This window comes from Mesorhizobium sp. P2_C5_2, assembly GCF_056404535.1.
Genome location: NZ_JBFUDV010000003.1, coordinates 368352 through 387727, shown reverse-complemented (window position 1 = coordinate 387727; position 19376 = coordinate 368352). Strand labels below are relative to the sequence as shown.

At 61.4% G+C, this 19376-nt stretch carries 19 protein-coding genes and 1 pseudogene; 15 read left to right on the top strand and 5 right to left on the bottom strand.

All coding sequences use genetic code 11. The annotated features are described in order from the left end of the window. Positions 1-11: 11 nt before the first annotated feature. The 3 genes from AC1D1B_RS13185 (at position 12) to AC1D1B_RS13175 (ending at position 3612) form a co-directional block, all read left to right on the top strand. The gene (locus AC1D1B_RS13185; protein WP_477332766.1) at positions 12-323 is read left to right on the top strand and encodes a tetratricopeptide repeat protein; all 312 of its coding nucleotides are present in this window, start codon (positions 12-14) and stop codon (positions 321-323) included. Then, complete coding sequence (gene sctV, locus AC1D1B_RS13180; protein WP_477332764.1) at positions 320-2473, top strand: type III secretion system export apparatus subunit SctV; 2154 nt, start codon at positions 320-322, stop codon at positions 2471-2473. Before AC1D1B_RS13185 ends, sctV begins: the two co-directional genes overlap by 4 nt. Positions 2474-2571: 98 nt before the next feature. Next, on the top strand, positions 2572-3612 hold the full coding sequence (locus AC1D1B_RS13175) for an EscU/YscU/HrcU family type III secretion system export apparatus switch protein (protein ID WP_477332762.1): 1041 nt from the start codon (positions 2572-2574) through the stop codon (positions 3610-3612). A gap of 35 nt (positions 3613-3647) precedes the next feature. Here AC1D1B_RS13175 and AC1D1B_RS13170 read toward each other — a convergent pair whose 3' ends face one another. Beyond that, positions 3648-4487: a putative hydro-lyase gene (locus AC1D1B_RS13170; RefSeq protein ID WP_477332760.1), complete on the bottom strand. Its 840-nt coding sequence runs from the start codon at positions 4485-4487 to the stop codon at positions 3648-3650. A gap of 566 nt (positions 4488-5053) precedes the next feature. Next, positions 5054-5827: a DeoR/GlpR family DNA-binding transcription regulator gene (locus AC1D1B_RS13165; RefSeq protein ID WP_477332758.1), complete on the bottom strand. Its 774-nt coding sequence runs from the start codon at positions 5825-5827 to the stop codon at positions 5054-5056. A gap of 105 nt (positions 5828-5932) precedes the next feature. Between AC1D1B_RS13165 and AC1D1B_RS13160 the strand changes: the two genes are divergently transcribed. The 5 genes from AC1D1B_RS13160 (at position 5933) to AC1D1B_RS13140 (ending at position 10469) form a co-directional block, all read left to right on the top strand. Then, on the top strand, positions 5933-6556 hold the full coding sequence (locus AC1D1B_RS13160) for a TIGR00725 family protein (protein ID WP_477332756.1): 624 nt from the start codon (positions 5933-5935) through the stop codon (positions 6554-6556). Between the two features lie 98 nt (positions 6557-6654). Beyond that, entirely contained in the window at positions 6655-7434 is a 780-nt protein-coding gene (locus AC1D1B_RS13155; RefSeq protein WP_477332754.1) for an ABC transporter permease, read from the top strand. Continuing rightward, entirely contained in the window at positions 7434-8477 is a 1044-nt protein-coding gene (locus AC1D1B_RS13150) for an ABC transporter ATP-binding protein (protein WP_477332752.1), read from the top strand. The genes AC1D1B_RS13155 and AC1D1B_RS13150 overlap by 1 nt, the downstream gene beginning before the upstream one ends. Positions 8478-8501: 24 nt before the next feature. Then, positions 8502-9575 (top strand): extracellular solute-binding protein, encoded by a 1074-nt coding sequence (locus AC1D1B_RS13145; RefSeq protein WP_477332750.1) that lies wholly within the window; start codon positions 8502-8504, stop codon positions 9573-9575. Between the two features lie 63 nt (positions 9576-9638). Then, positions 9639-10469: an ABC transporter permease gene (locus AC1D1B_RS13140; protein WP_477332748.1), complete on the top strand. Its 831-nt coding sequence runs from the start codon at positions 9639-9641 to the stop codon at positions 10467-10469. A gap of 697 nt (positions 10470-11166) precedes the next feature. Here AC1D1B_RS13140 and AC1D1B_RS13135 read toward each other — a convergent pair. Continuing rightward, positions 11167-11379, bottom strand: a complete 213-nt coding sequence (locus tag AC1D1B_RS13135) for an alkylphosphonate utilization protein (protein ID WP_477332746.1) — start codon at positions 11377-11379, stop codon at positions 11167-11169. Further along, positions 11376-11588 carry a hypothetical protein gene (locus tag AC1D1B_RS13130; RefSeq protein ID WP_477332744.1) on the bottom strand — a complete coding sequence of 71 codons (213 nt, stop codon included), beginning with the start codon at positions 11586-11588 and terminating at the stop codon, positions 11376-11378. The genes AC1D1B_RS13135 and AC1D1B_RS13130 overlap by 4 nt, the downstream gene beginning before the upstream one ends. 99 nt (positions 11589-11687) lie before the next feature. Here AC1D1B_RS13130 and AC1D1B_RS13125 point away from each other — a divergent pair, with 99 nt between their 5' ends. Both AC1D1B_RS13125 and AC1D1B_RS13120 read left to right on the top strand, forming a co-directional pair. Beyond that, positions 11688-11960 carry a helix-turn-helix domain-containing protein gene (locus tag AC1D1B_RS13125; protein WP_477332742.1) on the top strand — a complete coding sequence of 91 codons (273 nt, stop codon included), beginning with the start codon at positions 11688-11690 and terminating at the stop codon, positions 11958-11960. A 216-nt stretch (positions 11961-12176) separates the two neighbouring features. Further along, positions 12177-12944, top strand: a pseudogene (locus AC1D1B_RS13120) (YoaK family protein); the annotation flags it as partial. Between the two features lie 75 nt (positions 12945-13019). Here AC1D1B_RS13120 and AC1D1B_RS13115 read toward each other — a convergent pair. After that, positions 13020-13766 (bottom strand): spermidine synthase, encoded by a 747-nt coding sequence (locus AC1D1B_RS13115; RefSeq protein WP_477332740.1) that lies wholly within the window; start codon positions 13764-13766, stop codon positions 13020-13022. A 215-nt stretch (positions 13767-13981) separates the two neighbouring features. Between AC1D1B_RS13115 and AC1D1B_RS13110 the strand changes: the two genes are divergently transcribed. Genes AC1D1B_RS13110 through AC1D1B_RS13090 form a run of 5 tightly spaced genes read left to right on the top strand, consistent with a single transcriptional unit; the run spans position 13982 to position 19371 of the window. Next, the gene (locus AC1D1B_RS13110; RefSeq protein ID WP_013893336.1) at positions 13982-14296 is read left to right on the top strand and encodes a helix-turn-helix domain-containing protein; all 315 of its coding nucleotides are present in this window, start codon (positions 13982-13984) and stop codon (positions 14294-14296) included. After that, positions 14293-16314, top strand: coding sequence for a hydrogenase 4 subunit B (gene hyfB, locus AC1D1B_RS13105; protein WP_477332738.1), 2022 nt, complete (start codon positions 14293-14295; stop codon positions 16312-16314). The genes AC1D1B_RS13110 and hyfB overlap by 4 nt, the downstream gene beginning before the upstream one ends. Continuing rightward, positions 16305-17261, top strand: coding sequence for a respiratory chain complex I subunit 1 family protein (locus AC1D1B_RS13100; RefSeq protein ID WP_477332736.1), 957 nt, complete (start codon positions 16305-16307; stop codon positions 17259-17261). The genes hyfB and AC1D1B_RS13100 overlap by 10 nt, the downstream gene beginning before the upstream one ends. Next, positions 17261-17923, top strand: a complete 663-nt coding sequence (locus AC1D1B_RS13095; protein WP_477332734.1) for a hydrogenase-4 component E — start codon at positions 17261-17263, stop codon at positions 17921-17923. Before AC1D1B_RS13100 ends, AC1D1B_RS13095 begins: the two co-directional genes overlap by 1 nt. Next, on the top strand, positions 17920-19371 hold the full coding sequence (locus AC1D1B_RS13090) for a hydrogenase 4 subunit F (protein WP_477332732.1): 1452 nt from the start codon (positions 17920-17922) through the stop codon (positions 19369-19371). The genes AC1D1B_RS13095 and AC1D1B_RS13090 overlap by 4 nt, the downstream gene beginning before the upstream one ends. Positions 19372-19376: the final 5 nt, after the last annotated feature.

The following is a 19376-nucleotide window of genomic DNA, read 5'->3' as shown; positions in this document are numbered from 1 at the left end:
CGCAAGAACCGGTGCATCTGCTGCATGTCCTGGGCTATCTCTACGGGTGTCACGGCCAGGCAAAGCGGGGCGTGGCCTACCTGCTCATCGCCGCGCAGCTCGAGCCACGCAATGCCGGCGTGCTGAAGACGCTTGCCCATCTGCTGATCCTGGAGGGCGAAGCCGAAAAGGCGCTAGCGACGGTTGCCAGGCTGGAGACCATGGACGGGAATGACCATCCGGCTCTCGCTCTGCTGAAGAGCCGCGCCCTGCTCGCAGCCGGCCGCAAGACCGAAGCGCGCAGCGCCCTGCGCAGCTTCCTATCGCAAAGAGGTAGTCAATGACGCAGCGGCTCCTGCAACTCCTGGTCAAGCTGTCTCGCCGCAGCGATCTGGTCGTCGCCGTCCTCCTGCTTTTCGCGGTGGTGATGATGCTCATCCCGCTGCCTACATTCCTCGTCGACATTCTCATCACCACCAACATCGCCATCAGCGTGCTTATCCTGCTGGCGGCGTTCTATGTTTCGCATCCGCTGCAGTTTTCCTCGCTGCCGTCGGTCATTCTGATCGCGACGCTGTTTCGGCTGGCCATCACCATCACGACGACACGGTTGATCTTGCTGCAGGCCGATGCCGGCGGCATCATCACCACCTTCGGCACCTTCGTGGTCGGCGGCAGCATCGCCGTCGGACTGGTGATCTTCATGATCATCACCGTCGCGCAGTTCATCGTGGTTGCCCGCGGTGCCGAACGCGTCGCCGAGGTTGCCGCCCGCTTCTCGCTGGACGCGCTGCCGGGCAAGCAGATGAGCATCGATGCCGAGTTGCGCAACGGCGATATCGACCAGGCCGAGGCGCGCCGCCTGCGCCAGCAGCTCGAACGCGAGAGCCAGCTTTTCGGCGCCATGGACGGCGCGATGAAATTCGTCAAAGGCGACGTCATTGCCGGGATCGTCATCATCCTCGTCAATCTCATCGGCGGTTTCAGCGTCGGCACGCTGCAGCACGGCATGTCGCTCGGCGAGGCGGCCACGACCTATGCGCTGCTCACCGTGGGTGACGGGCTGGTCGCGCAGATACCTGCGCTGCTTGTTGCCGTGGCGGCCGGAACGATGGTGACACGCGTCGGCAGCGCGGATGGAAAAGGCGATCTCGGCGGGCAGATTACCAGTCAGCTCCTGCGCGATCCCCGAGCCGTCGCACTGGCCGCCATCATCATGGTCGGCCTTGCCCTGGTGCCAGGCTTTCCGGCGCTGGTGTTCCTGGCAATCGGCGCCTGGCTTGGGGCGGGCGCCTATCTGATACACCGCGCAATGCGGCACCCCGACGAGGGCGCCGGCCAGGCAGCGGCTGGGGCTGTCGGCGACGACAAAGCCGCGCTCGCAGCGCCTCAATCCCTGGCGCTGCCTGCGTCCTATCGCATTGTCGTGCGTCTCGGACGCGGGCTGGCGCAGGCTATACCGGAGACCGAATTCAGCACGCTCGCCGAAGGCGTGCGCGGCGAATTGTTCGGCGACCTCGGGGTCAACGTTCCAGCTATCGGCATGCAGGTCGACGAGACCGCTTCGCCGCGCGGCATCCGTATCGACCTGGAAGGCGCACCGATCCTCGACGAGGAAATCCCTGCCGCGCGCGTCCTCGTCGAAGCTGATGCCACGCATCTCGAACTGCTTGACGTGACATTCGAAAAGGCGTCGCCGGTTGCCGGCGGGCGCAAATCCGTATGGGTCGACGAGCGCCATGTTCACGTCTTGAAGGAGGCAGGGTTCAGCTTCGCGACACCGGCCGAAGTGGCGGCAAGATGGGCGAGCAACGCGCTTCGTCTTTATGCCGGTCATTTCGTCGGTATCCAGGAGACACGCAAGCTCCTGTCCGACATGGAAGCCGAGTACGCGGATCTGATCAAACAGGCAGAGGAAATCGTGCCGCTGCAAAAGATCGCGGAGGTTTTGCGCCGGCTCGTCGGCGAAAACGTGCCGATCCGCAATCTGCGCCTGATCCTCGAAGCCATCGTCGAATGGGGCCAGCGCGAGCAGGACGTCGTGCTTCTAACGGAACGGGTGCGCACGGCACTGAAACGCCAGATCAGCTTTCGTTGCGCGGATCGCAACAACATCATTGCAGCCTATGTGCTGCAACGATCGGCCGAGGACATCCTGCGAAAAGCCGTGCAGACCATGTCGAGCGGCACATTCCTGAACCTGTCCGACGACGATGCGCAGGCCCTGGTAGGAGAGATCGAACAGGTGCTGGCGCACAATACCGCCAATGCCGCGCCCGTGGTGCTCGCAGCGATGGATGTGCGGCGCCATATGCGCAGCCTGCTGGTGCACAATGGGATCGAACTTCCGGTCCTGTCCTTTCAGGAACTGGCGCAGGAATTCAACGTCCAGCCGCTGGCCACGATCACCGGTCGTTCCGGCAAGGCCGCGCGGGGTGGTGCGCAATCTCTGCCGCCGGCACAGTTAGAGGCCGAGCGAGAGGCCGCTTCGTGAGGAAGTTTGGCCGACGGGACTTCTCCGTATTCAAGCCCGACTCACCTTACACAGCGCGGGCTCGCTCTGGAACCAGGACACAGCGATAAGATCGAAAGATGAGCCAGGAAGCGGAAGAAAAAACACTGCCGGCTTCCGAAAAGAAGCTTCGCGATGCTCGCCGCAAAGGACAAGTGTCGCACAGTCGGGATTTTGTCTCGGGCTTTATCTTCCTTGCAGTGCTGGCCTATCTCTACGTCGCATGGCCAATGCTTCTGGACCATGTTCTGCAGCTGGTTCAGACCGTGACCACACCCGGCGACGCATTCGCTGACATCAGCATGCGAGCCGTGCGACATACCTTTTCGGTGCTGATGATCGCCACCTTGCCACTGGTTGGGATCGTTGTCGTGCTCGCCATCGTCTTCGGCATGCTGTCGACGTTCGGGCCGGTCTTTTCCTTCGAACCGCTGAAGCCGCAATTCGACAACATAAACCCGGCAAAGGGTCTTCAGAAAATCCTGTCGCTGCGCAATGTCATCGAATTCGCCAAGAGCCTGATCAAAGTGGTTCTGTTGGCCGGCGTGTTCGCAATTGTCCTGGCTTCGTCGCTGCAGCCGTTATTCGACGCGCCCGGCTGCGGCCAGACATGCCTTGGGCCGACCGTCCTGGCGGTACTGGTGCCGCTGGGCTCTGCCGCGGCACTCGCCTTCGTCGCCATCGGCGTGATCGATGTTCCACTGCAGCGCTGGCTGTTTCTTCGCGACATGCGCATGACGGTGAGCGAGTACAAGCGTGAAAACAAGGACCTCGAAGGCAATCCCCTGATCCGCCAGGAACAGCGGCGGCAACGACGTCAGGCCGTGACGAGGCCGATAAGGCTCGGCGTGAAAAATGCGGTGATCGTGTTCGTTTCCGCCGACCGTGCCGTGGCATTGCGTTACATCAAGGGCGAGACGCCGGTGCCGGCGGTCGTCGCCAAAGGTCAGGGCCGCGCGGCTGGCGAACTGGCAGCCCAGGCGCGTGAGGCAGGCATCGTCGTGGCCGGGGATGCGGCGCTCGCCGACGCCTTGTTCGAGGGGGCGCCGATGGGGTCCTATATCAAGCAGGAGATGTTCGCGCCGGTCGTTCGCCATCTCTCCCGCAACGGCCTCACCTGAAGGGCGTCGCGCTGGAGCGTTCGGACGATCATGCTTCAATAGACTCTGAAGGGACCGATATCGGCGCGGCTGTCGACATCGGTGATGAGCATGTAGCCTGGCGCGTTGGTGATGAAGATTTCCGGGCGCGCGCGCTGCAGGGCATTCTGTGCGGTAAGGCCCGACGCCCAGAATACAGGAACTTCATCTTCCCGAACCCCAACCGCGTCGCCCCATTCCGGGGCCTCGATGTCATCGATGCCGATGACGTCCGGCGCGCCGATGTGGATTGGCGCGCCATGGGCCTGAGGATAGCGAACCGAAATCGCCCTCACCTTGTCGATATCGATACGGCGGATCGGGCGCATGGAAACAGCTATGTTTCCGCTGAAGGGTCCCACACGGACTGTCCTGATGGCGCTGCGATAGACCGGCACCTTCATCCCCATCCTCACATGGCGCAGCTCGATGCCACTTTCGATCAGCCTGTTCTCGAACGTGAAGGAACTGCCCAGGGCAAATGTGGAAAAATCTCCCCGCCACTCTTTGGCAATATCCGTCTTCCGGCTCACCAATTCGCCAAACCGGTAGACATCGTACTGCGGCGCGTCGGTGCGCAGATCGATGTCGCCGAGCGCTCTTATGTGGGGCGACCCAACACTGCCTACCGCGACCAGGGGGCATGCCTTTGGGTTTCTGACGCAGAACTGCTGAAATTCGTGGGCGTATCTGTTCGGGATCACCACGACATTTGCCTGAAGTTTGCCTGCCGACAGACCAGGGGTCCGTCCTACGAATTTCCCCAACCTGATGGAAATGCGCAGCCTTGCCGCGCTCATTTTGCGAACGTCTTCGTCCTTCTTCCATGTGAGTAGCCGGAGAGTCGCGGCGCTCATGGCAACACCATGCGGAGAGCCGTCCCGGCCATTGGCGGGGTTGGGCGCTTTCCTGGTCCGCTTTCCCTACGCAATGGTTGAATGAGTCGCGGCCCAATGTCGGCGCAAGACGGACCCAGACCGCAATCTTCGCACGGCCTGGTCGTGCCGTATCGTTTCATGCATCCGACCGGCCGGCAGGATGGGTTGCAATGTCGCTGCCTCATCATCGAATTTACAGCGACCGACATCGTTCTCCCTCGTAGCGCAGGATGGACTTTACGACCCGAGTGGTCTGTGCGCGATACCGCATGGTTTGATCCCGATACCGCAGACTGTTGCAGCGGCCTCCAGCAGCCCGATTCCCTGGCCCCTCCGGCGCCACGGCGAGTCTCGACCACATCGTGAGAGGACCTGAACTGGAGGCTGCTGGCGCACGCGCCCCTGGTCGCCGCCGGGAGAATTGCTGTCGTTCTCATCGTGATGGACCTAGAGAGAAAGGATCCAGTCAGCCCGTATCGCCGCTTGCCCGGATCGTGTTCAACAATGCCTGTTGCGTTGCTTGCCGGTACCAAACATGGGGGTCGCTAAGGACCGCCAGCTTTCTCGACCCGGTAGCCGAATGTCGCGACGAAGCGTTTGCGGTCAGCCGGGCTGATTGCATCCGTGACGATTGTAGAACCGGCGCCGGGAGGGGCGACACGCACCAGTGCGCGACGGGCGAATTTCGAGGAATCGCCGACCGCGAGCACACGCGCCGACCGTGCGATCGCCTGCTGCTTGACCGCCACTTTCTCAAGATCGAAATCCATCAGCGCACCATCCTCGTCGAAGCCGGAATAGCCGAGCACCGCGTAGTCGAAACGGAAGCGACCTATCATGGCCAGCGTCGTCTCGCCGGCCAGCGAACCGTCGGCGCCGCGCACCGCGCCACCGAACACGAAGAGATCGATACCGGGGCGGCCGGTCAAAATCGCCGCGGCCGGCAGGCTCGCCGTGAAGACGCGCAGCCGCCGCTTCCCACACAAGGCCCGCGCGACGGCTTCGACAGTGGTGCCAACATCCAGAAAGACGATACTGTCCTCGGGAATCAACTCCGCCACCCGCTCAGCGATGCGCAGCTTGGCATCGGCGGCAACCGTTCGCTTTTCGGAGTAACCCAAACGAACGGACGCCTCGCACACCCCGACGCCGCCGTGAAAGCGCTGCAACAGGCCTTCGGCATCGAGCCTGATGATATCGCGACGCACGCTCTGGGCCGAAACGCTGAAATCGCGGGCCAGCGTGTCGATGGTGGCAAAACCGTGCTGGCTGACGATCTCGACGATGCGCGCCTGCCTTTCGGTAATCTTGTCGTTCAAGCTGGCTTCCATGGCTCCGACCTTGTCGCGACAGCTTCGAAATGTGTAAGATATCTTCCATGTACTATCGCAGCATGATAAGCCTGCGGCAAGAGGAGAATAATGGTGAGCGAAGAGTTTTTGTGGTCGGCGTGCGAGAAAGCCCTGTTCGGGCCGGACGGCCGGTTCGACGCCTGGGCCATGGTATGGCGCCTTGGCGACACGCCTGCGGACGCAGTTGCCGTCAGCGCGGTCGAGGCACTGCGCAGGCTGGCCGCCAATGGCGGCATCCGCCGCGTACCGGTCGGCATAATCGGACCGAAAAGCGCCACGGACGACGAATTGGCAATGGCCGAACATATAGGCGGCGAGCTGGCGCGGCTCGGCCTGCAACTGTTATGCGGCGGCAAGAATGGCGTGATGGAAGCCGCCTGCAAGGGTTGCAGCGAGGCCGGCGGGATGGCGATCGGCCTGCTGCCCGACGAGGAATGGACCGCAGCCAACGACTATGTCGCCATTCCCATTGCCACCGGCATCGGCCCGGCCCGCAACGCCATCATCGCCCGCAGCTGCCAGATCCTCATCGCCATAGGCGGCGGCCACGGCACGCTTTCTGAAATGGCGCTTGGCCTGCATTTCAACCGCCCGGTTCTGGCGCTCGGCAACACGCCTCCGGTCGACGGCGCCACCCTGTGCCAGGATGCCGGCGAGGCCCTCGCCCGTCTGGCCGGATACATTCTGCGAGGCTAGGGGCCAAGCTTGTCATAAATCTATCACCCGTTGCGGATACACGACGTGATGAACGAAAACTTCCACATACAGCCATTCAAATCGGAGGGACGCGGTTCGTGCTGCCAGTAACCGTTTTCTATCTGATCTTTCTGGCAGCGCCGATCCTGCTGTTGCTCATGGGTTCGTTTGGCGAGACTTGGAGCAACACGCTTCTGCCGCAAGGTTTTACCGGACGCTGGTATGCCGAGATCGCGGCGGACCCGAGTTTCCGCCGCGCCTTCACGACCAGTCTTCAGGTCGTGACGGCCACATGTGTCCTCAACGTCATCGTCGGCCTGCCGCTGGCCTACGCCATCCATTCGGCAGCCCATCGCGGCCTGCGCTTCGCCGCGCGGCTTGCCGCGCTGATGCCGGTGGCCGCGCCCGAACTGGTGCTGGCCTTCGGCTTCATCCTGGTCTTTTCGTCGGACAGCCTGCCGTGGCTCGGCAGTTTCTGGCTGCTCGTCGCCGCGCATCTCGTGCTGACGCTTCCCTACAGCGTCACCACGCTGCTTGCCGATATGGAACAGCTGCGCCTTGCCGACTACGAAGGCGTGGCAGCTTCCCTTGGCGCGGGCTTTGCCCAACGCGCCCGCGACATCGTCGTGCCGCTTGTTGGCGCGAGCCTAACCTCTTCCCTGCTGACGGTGGCGGCGCTGTCGATCGGCGAGTTCCAGATTTCCAATCTGATCTCCGGCTTTCTCTCGCGCACCTATCCGGTGGTGCTGCTGCAGGCGTTCTACGGGGCGACGGGATTTGCCTGTGCGGCAACCGTGGTGCTCCTCGCGTTGGCCACCATGGCGTCGCTGGCGAGCTCGCTGGCGGCACGCACGACAGCCGGCGGGAGGACGGCCTGATGCTGGATCTCGACCAAGTCTCGTTCCAGTATCCGCGCGCAGACGCCGGCCTCAGCGATGTGTCGCTGAAAGTCGGACCGGGCGAGCTGGTCGCCGTCATAGGCGCTTCCGGATCGGGCAAAACCACCCTGCTCAACCTGCTTGCCGGCTTCCTGACCCCGACTCAGGGACGCGTGATCATCGACGGCAAGGATGTCTCGACCATGCCGCCGGAGCGGCGCGATCTCGGCATCGTGTTCCAGTCCTACGGACTCTTCCCGCATATGTGCGCCTGGGAGAATGTCGCCTATCCGCTCAAGGTACGGGGCATGACGCTGACTGAGAGGCGCAGGCGTGCGCTTGAGGCCATGGAGCGCGTCGGCATGAGCAACCGCGCCGACAACGCACCGCGCGAACTTTCAGGCGGCCAGCAGCAGCGCGTGGCGCTTGCCCGCGCGCTGGTGTTCCAGCCGCGCGGCTTGCTGCTGGACGAACCGCTTTCAGCCCTCGACGCCAATCTGCGCGTCGAGATGCGCGACGAGATCCTGCGCGTGCAGCGCGCGGCCGGCATCGCCACGCTGCTGGTCACGCATGACCAGCAGGAGGCGCTGTCGATCGCCGATCGCGTCGCCGTCATGCGCGACGGCAGGCTGGTGCAGGTGGCGCCGCCGCGCGAACTCTACGACAGCCCGGCCGATGAGGCGGTGGCGCGTTTCGTCGGCGAGGCCAATCTTTGGCGCTCGACGATTGCGGCCGCGGGCCGCATCGAAACGCCGGTGGGCGTTCTCGCCTGCGACACCGCCGGCCATGCCCCCGGCGCGACCGTCATTGCGCTTGTGCGGCCCGAAAGCGTGGTTCCGCTCGGCGCGGATGCCCTGAGACACGTCAACGCACTTGCCGGCAACATCGTCGCCGACCGTTTCCTCGGCTCCACGCGCCGCATCGATCTTGCCGTCGGCAACGGCACGGTGCGGCTGGAAACCCGCATGCGCGAAGACATAGGCGGCGTCGCGATCCCGCCGGACGCGATCCGGCTGCTGCCGCCCAGCCAGCAAACCAGTTAGTCAAGCGACAGAGAGGAAATCGCAATGAACACGCATATCGGCCTCGGCGCCGCCCTTCTGGCGGTCTCGCTGCTAAGCACGCCTGCCTTCGCCTTCGATGGGCCGGAACTCTACCAGGGGGAGCAGGCCCTTTACGACGCGGCCCTTCAGGAGGGCATGGTCGTCTCCTTCGACACCGGTCCGACATGGGCCAACTGGGCTGCCGAATTCAAGGCCTTCAAGACCCGCTATCCGGGCGTCGAAATGGTCTACAACGATCTTGGCTCGGCCGCGACGGTCGTGACGCTCGACAAGTCGAAGAACCGCCCCCAGGCCGATTCCGCCTACTACTTCGCCGCGTCCGCGCTCGACGCCGCGTCCAAGGGCCTGGTGGCCGATTTCAAACCGGTCAATTTCGACAAGCTGCCGGAAGCTTTCCGTCATGAAAACGGCCAGTGGTTCACGGTCCATACGCTCAACGTATCGTTCCTCGTCAACACCAGGCTGGTCAAGAACGTGCCGCAAGGCTGGGCCGATCTCTTGAAGCCCGAATACAAGAATTCCATCGTCTATCAGGATCCGCGCTCGACGGGGCAAGGCCAGGTGATTGCCTTCGCCGCGGCCTTCGGCAATGGTGGCAGCATGGACGACGTTCAGCCCGGCATCGACTATCTCGGCAAGCTGACCGCGGCCGGCAACGTTCTGCGCACTGTCGGCACGACGCCTTACGCCCAGTTTCTGAAAGGCGAGATCCCGATCTGGATCGGCTACGAGAATGACGGCCTGAAGGCGAAGTACACGGACGGCATGGGCGACGACATTGCCGTGGTCATGCCGAAGGAAGCCTCCGCGGCCGCACCCTACGCCATCTCGCTGGTCAAGAACGGGCCAAACCCGAATGCCGGCAAGCTCTGGCTCAACTTCATCATGACCGAGACGGGACAAGGCATCTTCGCCGAAGGTTTCGTGCGTCCGTCGGTGCCTGGCGTCAAACTGCCCGAGAGCGTGGCTGGCAAATTGCCGGACGCCCCGCAACTGAAGCCGATCGATATCGTCAAGGCGACCGCCAGGAAAAGCGAGATCGACACCGGCTGGGCGAAAGCTGTGCTTGGCCAGTAATCATTGCCACATGGCGGTCCGCGAGGACGAACCTCGCGGACCGATGCACAGCAAGGAACAAAAATGTCCGCAAGAACGCCCGCCACCGTCACAGCGTCATTTGCCGTGCCAGGAGCGGTGGTATTCGGCCTGTTCTTTCTTTTGCCGCTTGCCGCCATTCTGACCGAAGCCATGAGCGACGGCGGTTCAGCTTTCGCCCGCATCTGGGACGATCCGACGTTCTGGACGGGCTTGCGCGGCTCCGTCCTGCTTGGCGTTGCCGCCCCGCTCTTTTCGCTTCTCGTTGGCGTGCCGGTGGCCATCACGCTGGCGCGCCTGTCGCCGCGCATACGCACCTCGCTTTTGATCGCCATCTCGTTGCCCTTGACCTTCTCCGGCCTGATTGTCGCCTATGGCTTCATCCTGTTGCTGGGACGCGCGGGCTTCGTCACGCTGCTTCTCGCAAAGCTCGGCTTCGACCCGGCGGCGGTCGGCGGCTTCATCTTTTCCACCCTCGGGCTCGGCCTCGCCTATTCCTACTATCTGGTGCCGCGCGTCGTTCTCATCGTGCTGCCTGCCGTGCGCAATTTCGACACCGTTCAACTGCGCGCAGCGCGCTCTCTGGGAGCCGGACCCCTGCGGGTTCTGGCGGATGTTCTGATACCGCAGATCATGCCTTCGCTGATCGCCGCTTTCTGCCTCACTTCGGCGGTTTCGGTCGGCGCCTATGGTACCGCGCTCGCCCTGGTCGGCACGCAAGTGAACATTCTGCCGCTGCTGCTTTACAGCAAGATCTCAGAGACCGGCACGGACCTGCCGTCGGCAGCCGTCATCTCGATCGTCCTGATGGCGATCTGCGCCTGCGCCATCGCCATCGGCGAGATCGTCTTCAGCCGCTCCAGGATGCGCGGCTGACCGCAGCTTCGCTGTCGACAGCTTCATCGGCGTCTGCCGCCAGCCGGATTGCGGCAGGCGGCCACTACAAACCAAGCATGCGGATATGGTCTATGGAGCGTTTGGCGAAACGGCGCCAGTCTGACGGGTTGTCGTGCTCGGCGACGATGTGATCGCCACGTGTCCTGCAAAACAAATGTACCAGCCCCGCCCGGTGCGCTTTACCCGTCGGCGGATACCTCTCCAAATGAAGCTCGCCGGCGGATGGTCCGGCAGCAGCGCTATGGCCTCGACCCACTCTGGCAGGGCAATGGTCGGGGCAAGCGTAGAGTCGAGGCGCCTTTCAGGGCTTGGCTCGTTAGCGACAGCGTTGCTCTGGCTGCGTTGACCGCTATTCAAATAGCCAAGAATGAAGGTCCCTTTACTGGTTTTGACCCAAGATTCGAAGGCGGTATTGGCAATTCGATGACTGGGGGGAAAGGCGGTAGCGCTCTCCCGCTACCAAAATTCTATAGACAGACACATAGGGATGTATGACGCCAGTCGTCTCATTGCAGCGGGTCGCGCGAGTTTGCAATTTTGACACCGGTTTTGCAGCAGGGCGCTTCTGTCAAGACAGGGCGATCCGATAGCCGCGAGCGCCTATCACGTTTCGGTGCTCTAGATTGCACTCCCGGACAAGCCTCAAGACAACATCCCCATCGAAGCGGTGGCTCTCCTACGCTTTCTTCAGAAATTCCGTTCGCAGAACCAGATTTTTGACCTTTTCGGCCCGACACTCAACCTCATCTTCGTTGCCCGTGAGGTGGATGTTCTTGATCAATGTTCCGCGTTTCAGAGTGACGGAAGTGCCCTTGACTTTGAGATCCTTGATGAGCGTGACGGAATCTCCGTCACTCAAAGGGGTGCCATTGCTGTCTTTGACTGTCATGATTTCGCTTCCTGCCGTTGTGCATCCAGCCCGTTGAGGAGATCGGCGAGTTCCTCGGCATCGTGCTGGTTCATTCCAACGATGGTTCGGCTGCCCATCTCGGCGGGCCGCCCGGTAAGAGCATCGTTGACGGTCCAGGTGCCGGCCGGCTCCCCGCAAAGTTTGTAGCGTTGAATCATGTAGGCATGATAATCGCGGCTGCTCGCCATGCCAAGGGTGGGTCAATATTTTTCGGTTTGTATTGATGTTCTGAGCATCAATGATACCATCCAAATTATCATTTCTCATACCCAGACGCTGATGCCTCGATGATCACTGCTTCCCAGCTCCGTGCCGCCCGCGCCCTTCTCAACATCGACCAGAAGACCTTGGCGGAAATGGCAGGCGTCTCCGCACCGACAATCCAACGAATGGAGGCCCGCCAAGGCAATGTGCGAGGCGTTGTCGATAGTTTGATGAAAGTGATCAACGCGCTGAATCCTGCCGGCGTCGACCTTCTCAGCGAACATGTGTGTTGTAGCGATGGCGGGCGCGGCGCCAGGTTCCGGCATCCAGATACGCTGTTGGGCAGGCCTAATTAATGCATGTCGCCCAAAAGTGACCTCGGTTTTGGGACAACGACATGCATAAAAACAAAAGCCTAAAGCGCGTCGCATGAATCCGTTTCGACGCGACGCGCTTTAGATCATACAAAGTACCCTCGGCGCCACGCATTCACCGTCCTTCGTCTTCCTTTTCTTCCCGAAACACCCAATGAGCCTCTCCCGGCATGTCAGCTCGCGGTCCCGGTTTTCCGCATGGAAAGGCAAGGTTCGCTCATGATCCTGTATCTGCGCCGGTTGACCGGAAAGGAGCGAAGCGAAAGAACCGACCGGCACCTCGCTCGCTTTTTGACGTTCATCGCAGGAGCCGCCAATGCTGGCGGCTTTCTGGCAGTTCAGCAGTATACGTCCCACATGTCAGGCATCGTTTCCTCGATGGCTGACCATCTGGCACTCGGCAATGTCGAACTGGTGTTTTCCGGACTGGGAGCCTTCTTGTCGTTTGTCGCCGGGGCCGCCTGTTCGGCAGTCTTGGTCAACTGGGGAAGGCGGCAGGGTCTGCAGAGCGAATACGCGTTCCCGCTTGTCCTGGAAGCGATCCTGTTGATCTGTTTCGGTCTACTCGGCAGCCATCTTGCACGTCACGAAGCGCTGTTCGTGCCGATGACCGTGATGCTGCTTTGCTTCATCATGGGGTTGCAGAACGCCATCATCACCAAGCTGTCGGAAGCCAGAATCCGGACGACGCATGTCACCGGCCTGGTGACTGACATGGGCATCGAACTCGGCAAGCTGCTTTATTGGAACATCTCAGGGAATGACTCGAACGGACTGTTCGTGAAGGCAGATCGAAGGAAGCTGAGACTGCTCGCGTCGCTTGTAGCATTGTTCTTTATCGGCGGCGTCATCGGCGCAGTGGGTTTCAAGCACGTCGGCTTTGCCGCAACGCTGTTTCTCGCAGCCATTCTCCTCGTTCTGGCCACCATGCCAGTCCTCGAGGATGTCTCCGTTCGCATGAAGCGGTTCTGGCAGTAGCTCGGCAGTCCTGCCTCAGAACAGCGACAAGACCAGCCTCCAACGGACGCCCCGTCCTAAGCCTTATGCCGCCCGTCGTGGTACGCGCCATGGCCTGAACGCCAAGAGGCCAAGCTCATGTTCGATCTCGTCGGCTCCGACCGATGGCGGTATCAGCAGCACCGGCTGGACGAAATCACTCACCTTGCCTGCCATGACGAGCGCGTTGCGATCCGGAGCGCCGCGAGTGTCGAGCAGTCTCACATTCTCCCAGATATTACCAAGTTTTGCAGCAACATGATCCGGCATCACGTCGAGGTCGTGGCGAGCATGAACGTTACCAATCAGAATGCCGGAAGAATTCTTTAGACGTGTTTGCGCCAAGCCGAAAAATGTCTCGGCGCACAAGTGATCTGGAATGCGCCGCCCGGAATATGCGTCCAGAACGATAGCATCATAGCGGTGACGGCCAGCGCGCAGAAAATCCCGTCCATCGGAGACGCAGCAGCGAACTCCACGAGGTAGACCAAAGTACTCTTGGGAGATCTGGAAAGCCTTTGGATTGATGTCGACGATCGTGACACGCACGCCAACTCTATCGAGCATCGTGCCAAGGCTGCCACCGCCACAGCCGATCATCAAGACATCGATCGCTTGTGCTTGCGCGAGAAGACCAAAGATCGCGTGTATGTACGGCACGACGCTGACGCCATTCGGGTCGCACTCGCTTTGATAGCAACCACCCTGGCGATAAATGAACGAACCGGAGTCCTTGGTCCGCAGAACTTCGATGTTGCCGAAATCGGTATGATATTTCGCAATCCGGATCATGACCCTGTCACCACAGCCAGTGTCGAAATCTGCCGCCCGGCTGGCTTCACGTACTCTCCATCTGTCAGGAGCTTACGCGGAGCCGAGGGATACCTCCATCATTGCAGCTCGCCTGGCAGATGCGTCACGCATCATTATTTGAATGCTCCCCATTTTAATATATGCTCCAACGCGTAGAGATAATACCTCAAAGCTGACAAAAAGGGGATGCGACCGTGATAACTGCTCCACAGTTGCGTGCCGCGAGGGCGCTGCTTGGCATCGACCAGCGCAGGCTTGCCGAATTGTCTGGCCTTTCCGTGCCGACAATTCAACGTATGGAGGCTAGCGAGTCGATTATCCGGGGCAACGTCGATTCCCTCATGAAGTTGATCGGAGCGCTTGACCTCGCCGGCGTCGAATTGATCGCCGATGGCGCCTCAAGCCAGATCGGCGGGCGCGGCGTGCGGCTGAAGGCAGACTTTGATCCTGCCAAGGTTCTTGGCCGGGCAGATGCGGACGCCAAATTCCCTGTGAGGAGCGTGGCGTGATTCCGGGGGCCGCGGTCCTTCTGTGGAGCGTTGCCGCGCTCCTGGGGACCGCAGTGCTTGCGGTTTCGGAAAGCCGCAGAGCGGGATCGCGAACACGCCTGATCTACAGCTTGACGCTAGGCATATCGGCGGCTGTGCTCCTGGTTCTCGCGAGCCGCATCGCCGATGATCCCGTCACCCCGTCGACTGCCGTTTTGCCGCTTGGATTGCCATGGATTGGCGCTCATTTCCGTCTGGATGCGCTCTCGACTTTCTTCCTCGTCATCGTCAACTTCGGCGGCGCCATGGCCAGTCTTTACGGCCTCGGCTACGGCAGGCATGAGTCTGCGCCAAATCGGGTGCTGCCGTTCTTCCCGGCTTTCCTTGCCGGAATGAATCTTGTCGTGCTCGCGGACGACGCCTTCACTTTCCTGCTTTCCTGGGAATTCATGTCGCTCGCTTCCTGGGGGCTCGTCATGGCGCATCATCGCGAGCAGGACAATGCGCGGGCGGGCTACATCTATCTCGTGATGGCGAGCTTCGGCACGCTCGCACTGCTGCTTGCGTTCGGCCTGTTGGCTGGCCCGGGCGGAAACTACACGTTCGAAGCGATGCGTGCCGCCTCATCCACCCCGCTCGTCACTGCTTTCGTCCTGGCTCTCATGCTGTTGGGCGCCGGCTCCAAGGCTGGACTTGTTCCGCTGCACGTTTGGCTGCCGCTCGCTCACCCGGCCGCGCCAAGCCACGTCTCGGCCCTGATGAGCGGCGTCATGACCAAGGTAGCCATCTATGGCTTCATACGCGTTATTTTTGACCTGCTCGGTGAGCCGGCATGGTGGTCGGGTGTTGTCGTGCTTTTCCTCGGCGGCCTGACGGCAGTTCTGGGCATCCTCTACGCGCTGATGGAAAAGGACCTGAAGCGGCTTCTTGCCTATAGCACCATCGAAAACGTCGGCGTCATTTTCGTGAGCCTTGGCCTCGCGCTGGCCTTCAAAGCGAACGCCATGCCATCGGCTGCAGCGCTGGCGCTCACCGCCGCGCTGTTCCACGTCCTCAACCATTCCTTTTTCAAGAGCCTGCTGTTTTTCGGCGCGGGCGCGGTGCTGACGGCAACTGGCGAGCAGGACATGGAGAAGCTGGGCGGCCTCATCCATCGCATGCCCTTTACAAGTTTTGCCTTTCTAGTCGGTTGCGTCGCGATCTCGGCACTTCCACCCTTCAACGGATTCGTCTCCGAATGGCTGGCCTTTCAGGCGATATTGCAAAGCCCCGATCTGCCGCAATGGGGCCTGAAGGTCATGGTGCCCGCCGTTGGTGGTCTGCTGGCGCTGTCAGCGGCACTGGCCGCGGCCTGCTTTGTAAAGGCGTTCGGGATTACATTCCTCGGCAGGCCACGGACTGCTGCGGTTGAACGCGCGCGCGAAGTCGACCGCTACTCGCTGGCGGCAATGTTCATCCTCGCGGCACTTTGCCTGTTCGCCGGCGTCCTTCCAGGTCTTGTCATAGACGGCCTCTCGTCGGTGACACTCCTGCTGATTGGCAGCCGGATGCCTGTGCAGATGGCGCAGCCTTGGCTGTCGATCGTACCGATTGCAGCGAGCCGCAGTTCCTACAATGGCCTGCTGGTGTTTCTGTTCATCGCCTTTTCCGCATCCGCGGCTGCCTATGTGATCCATCGCTTCGCCTCGCATGCACTCCGTCGGGGTCCCGCCTGGGGCTGTGGCTTCCCGGATGCGGTTCCAGCCGCGCAATACACGGCTGTCAGTTTCGGGCAGCCTATCCGACGCGTCTTCGGGACGTTCGTATTCCGTGCAAGGGAAACGGTCGAAATGCCGGCGCCAGGCGATACCGGTCCGGCACGTTTGAATGTCGAAATGCATGATGTGATCTGGGAGGCGCTCTATCAGCCTATCGCCAGGGCCATCGATTTCGCGACCAACCACCTCAACCATCTGCAGTTCCTGACGATCCGGCGGTACCTGACCCTCGTCTTTCTCTTTCTCATTGTCCTGCTCCTGGTGCTTGCACTATGGCCGTGATTCTCGAGTTGGCCGTTCAAGGCGCGCAGATGGCGCTGGTGCTTTTGCTGGCGCCGCTCCTGACTGGCTTCGTGCGCAAGGTGAAGGCACGACTCTTGCGTCGCCAGGGCCCTCCCCTGATCCAACCCTATCGCGACCTCCTGCGGCTGATGCGCAAGGAAGTCGTTCTGGCGGACAACGCATCCTGGCTGTTTCGCGTGACCCCATATCTGATCTTCGCCGCCACCTGGGTCGCGGCCGCGCTTATCCCAACCTTCGCAACCGGCCTCACATTCAGTTGGACCGCGGATCTCATAGCCATCGTCGCACTGCTTGGAAGCGCACGGTTCTTCCTGGCGCTGGCGGGGATGGATGTCGGCACGAGCTTTGGCGGCATAGGCTCGAGCCGCGAGGTCATGATCGCTTCGCTGGCCGAGCCCGCCATGCTTCTGATCGTCTTCAGCCTGGCGCTCGTCGCGGGTGCTACGCAACTCTCAACGGTCGCCGCCTTCATGGGGTCACCGGAGGTTGGCTTGCGGGTGTCGCTCGGGATGTCTCTCATCGCCCTCGTGATGGTGGCGATCGCCGAAAACGCCCGCATACCAGTGGACAACCCGTCGACCCATCTGGAACTCACTATGGTTCACGAGGCGATGGTGCTGGAATATTCCGGTCGCCATCTGGCGATGATCGAGTTCGCCGCCTTCCTCAAGCTCCTGCTTTATATGTCGCTGATTTCCTGCGTCTTCCTGCCTTGGGGATTGGCGAGCGCCGGGGCAGGACTGGCATCCCTTGCTCCGGGTGCCGTCGCCTATGTCGGCAAGCTTGCGGTCTGCGGCATTCTTCTCGCCCTGTTTGAGACTGCCATTGCCAAGATGCGTGTCTTCCGTGTCCCGGATTTCCTCGGGGCAGCGCTCATGCTGGCCCTGCTCGGCACGCTCCTGCTGTTCGTCTCGCGGAGCCTGTGATGCACAGCCTCACCTTCGACATCGCCCATCTGCTCGCCGGCGGTCTGGTGCTGGTCAGTTTCATGATGCTGTATCAGGATCGCCTCTTTGCGCTGATCAACGTTTTTGCGCTTCATGCAATCGTGCTCGCCATGTCCGTAGCCTGGCAGGCATACATCCAGGACGCCCATCATCTTTACGTCACGGCGGCAATCGCCCTCATTTTCAAGGCGATCGTCATTCCCGTCGGGCTTCATCGCATCATTCATCGGCTCGGCATCCATCGTGATATCGAGACAGCCGTCGGGATCGGTCCGACCATGCTTGCCGGAATAGGTCTGGTGGCCCTGTCCATGGTCTTGATGCTGCGGGTCACACCCGAAGCCGATCCCCTTGCCCGTGAGGATCTGGCCTTCGCGCTGTCCATCATTTTGCTGGGGCTGCTGGTGATGGTCACCCGCCGGAATGCCGTCAGCCAGGTTGTGGGATTCATGTCGCTCGAGAACGGCCTGGTCCTCGCGGCCACGGGGGCAAAGGGCATGCCGTTGGTCGTCGAGATCAGCGTGGCCTTCTCGATCCTTATCGCCTTCATCGTCATCGGGGTCTTCCTGTTCCGCATCCGCGAACGGTTCGACTCGGTGGATGTCGGCGCGCTCGACGATTACAGGGGAGAACACCGTTGACCGCGTTTTCCCTCAATGCGGTGGCCGCCATTTTGCTGATACCGGTTGTCGCTGCCGCACTTCTGGCGGCGCTGCCGAACTATCGGATATCGGCCGCCCTCAATGTCGCCGCGAGCTTGCTGACCTTGCTCGCCGCACTGTCGCTTCTTGTCACCGACCGCCCGCAGCCCGGGCAGTATCTGCTCGTCGACGATCTCAATATCGTCTTCATCGTACTCAACGCATTCGTCGGCTTCACGACCAGCGTCTTCAGCGCTTCCTACATTGCCCACGAACTGGAGATCGGGCGGCTGACAGCCCCGAACTTGCGGTTTTATCACGCAATGTACCAAGTCATGATGTTCGGCATGAATCTGGCGTTCGTGTCGAACAATATCGGCTTGATGTGGGTGGCGGTGGAGCTTGCCACGCTGACCACCGTGCTCATGGTCGGCATCTATCGCACGCATGAAGCGCTGGAAGCCGCCTGGAAATATTTCATTCTGGGAAGCGTCGGCATTGCGCTCGCATTGTTCGGCACCATCCTCGTCTACATGGCCGCGCAGCCGGTTGTTGGCGAGGGTACGAATGCCATGGTCTGGACAGTGCTCATCGCACACGCAGCACACTTCGATCCAGCCTTGCTGAATGTCGCCTTCGTCTTCTTGCTGCTCGGCTACGGCACGAAGGTCGGCCTCGCCCCCTTGCATGCCTGGCTACCCGACGCCCACGCGGAAGGCCCGACGCCGATTTCCGCGGTGCTGTCGGGCCTGCTGTTGAATGTCGCGCTCTATGCCGTGCTGCGCTTCAAGCTGTTGCTCGCGGCAAGCCCGGAAGCGATCGCACCTGGGCCGCTGATGATCACGATGGGGCTGACGTCGCTTGTTTTCGCCGCCTTCATGCTCTACCGCCGCCGCGACATCAAACGCCTGTTCGCGTACTCTTCGATCGAGCACATGGGCATCATCGTGTTCGCTTTCGGCATGGGTGGCCCGCTCGCCAATTTTGCCGGCCTGCTGCACATGGTCATGCATAGCCTGACCAAGTCGGCGATCTTTTTCACGGTCGGCCACATTGCCCAGGTCAAGGGGACACAGAACATCGCCGAAATCCGGGGGCTAACGGAGACGCATCCTGCGCTTGGCTGGGCGCTCGTCATCGGCGTCGTTGCCATTGCCGGCCTCCCTCCGCTCGGCATCTTCATGAGCGAATTTCTGGTCGTGAGTTCGACATTTGCAAGACACCCCCTTTTGGCGATGCCGTTGGTCTTCGGGATTCTACTCGCTTTCGGAGCCCTGCTGCTTCGACTAACCGGCGTCGCTTTTGGCGAGCCGCGCGGCAGCACTGCACCCGCCGAGGCGTCCTACATTCCGATGTATTCCCACTTGGCGTTGGTGTTTGCCGCCGGCATCTATCTGCCGCCACCGCTGGTCACCTGGTTCCAGCATGTCGCAAGTATCCTGGGGTGAAGCAG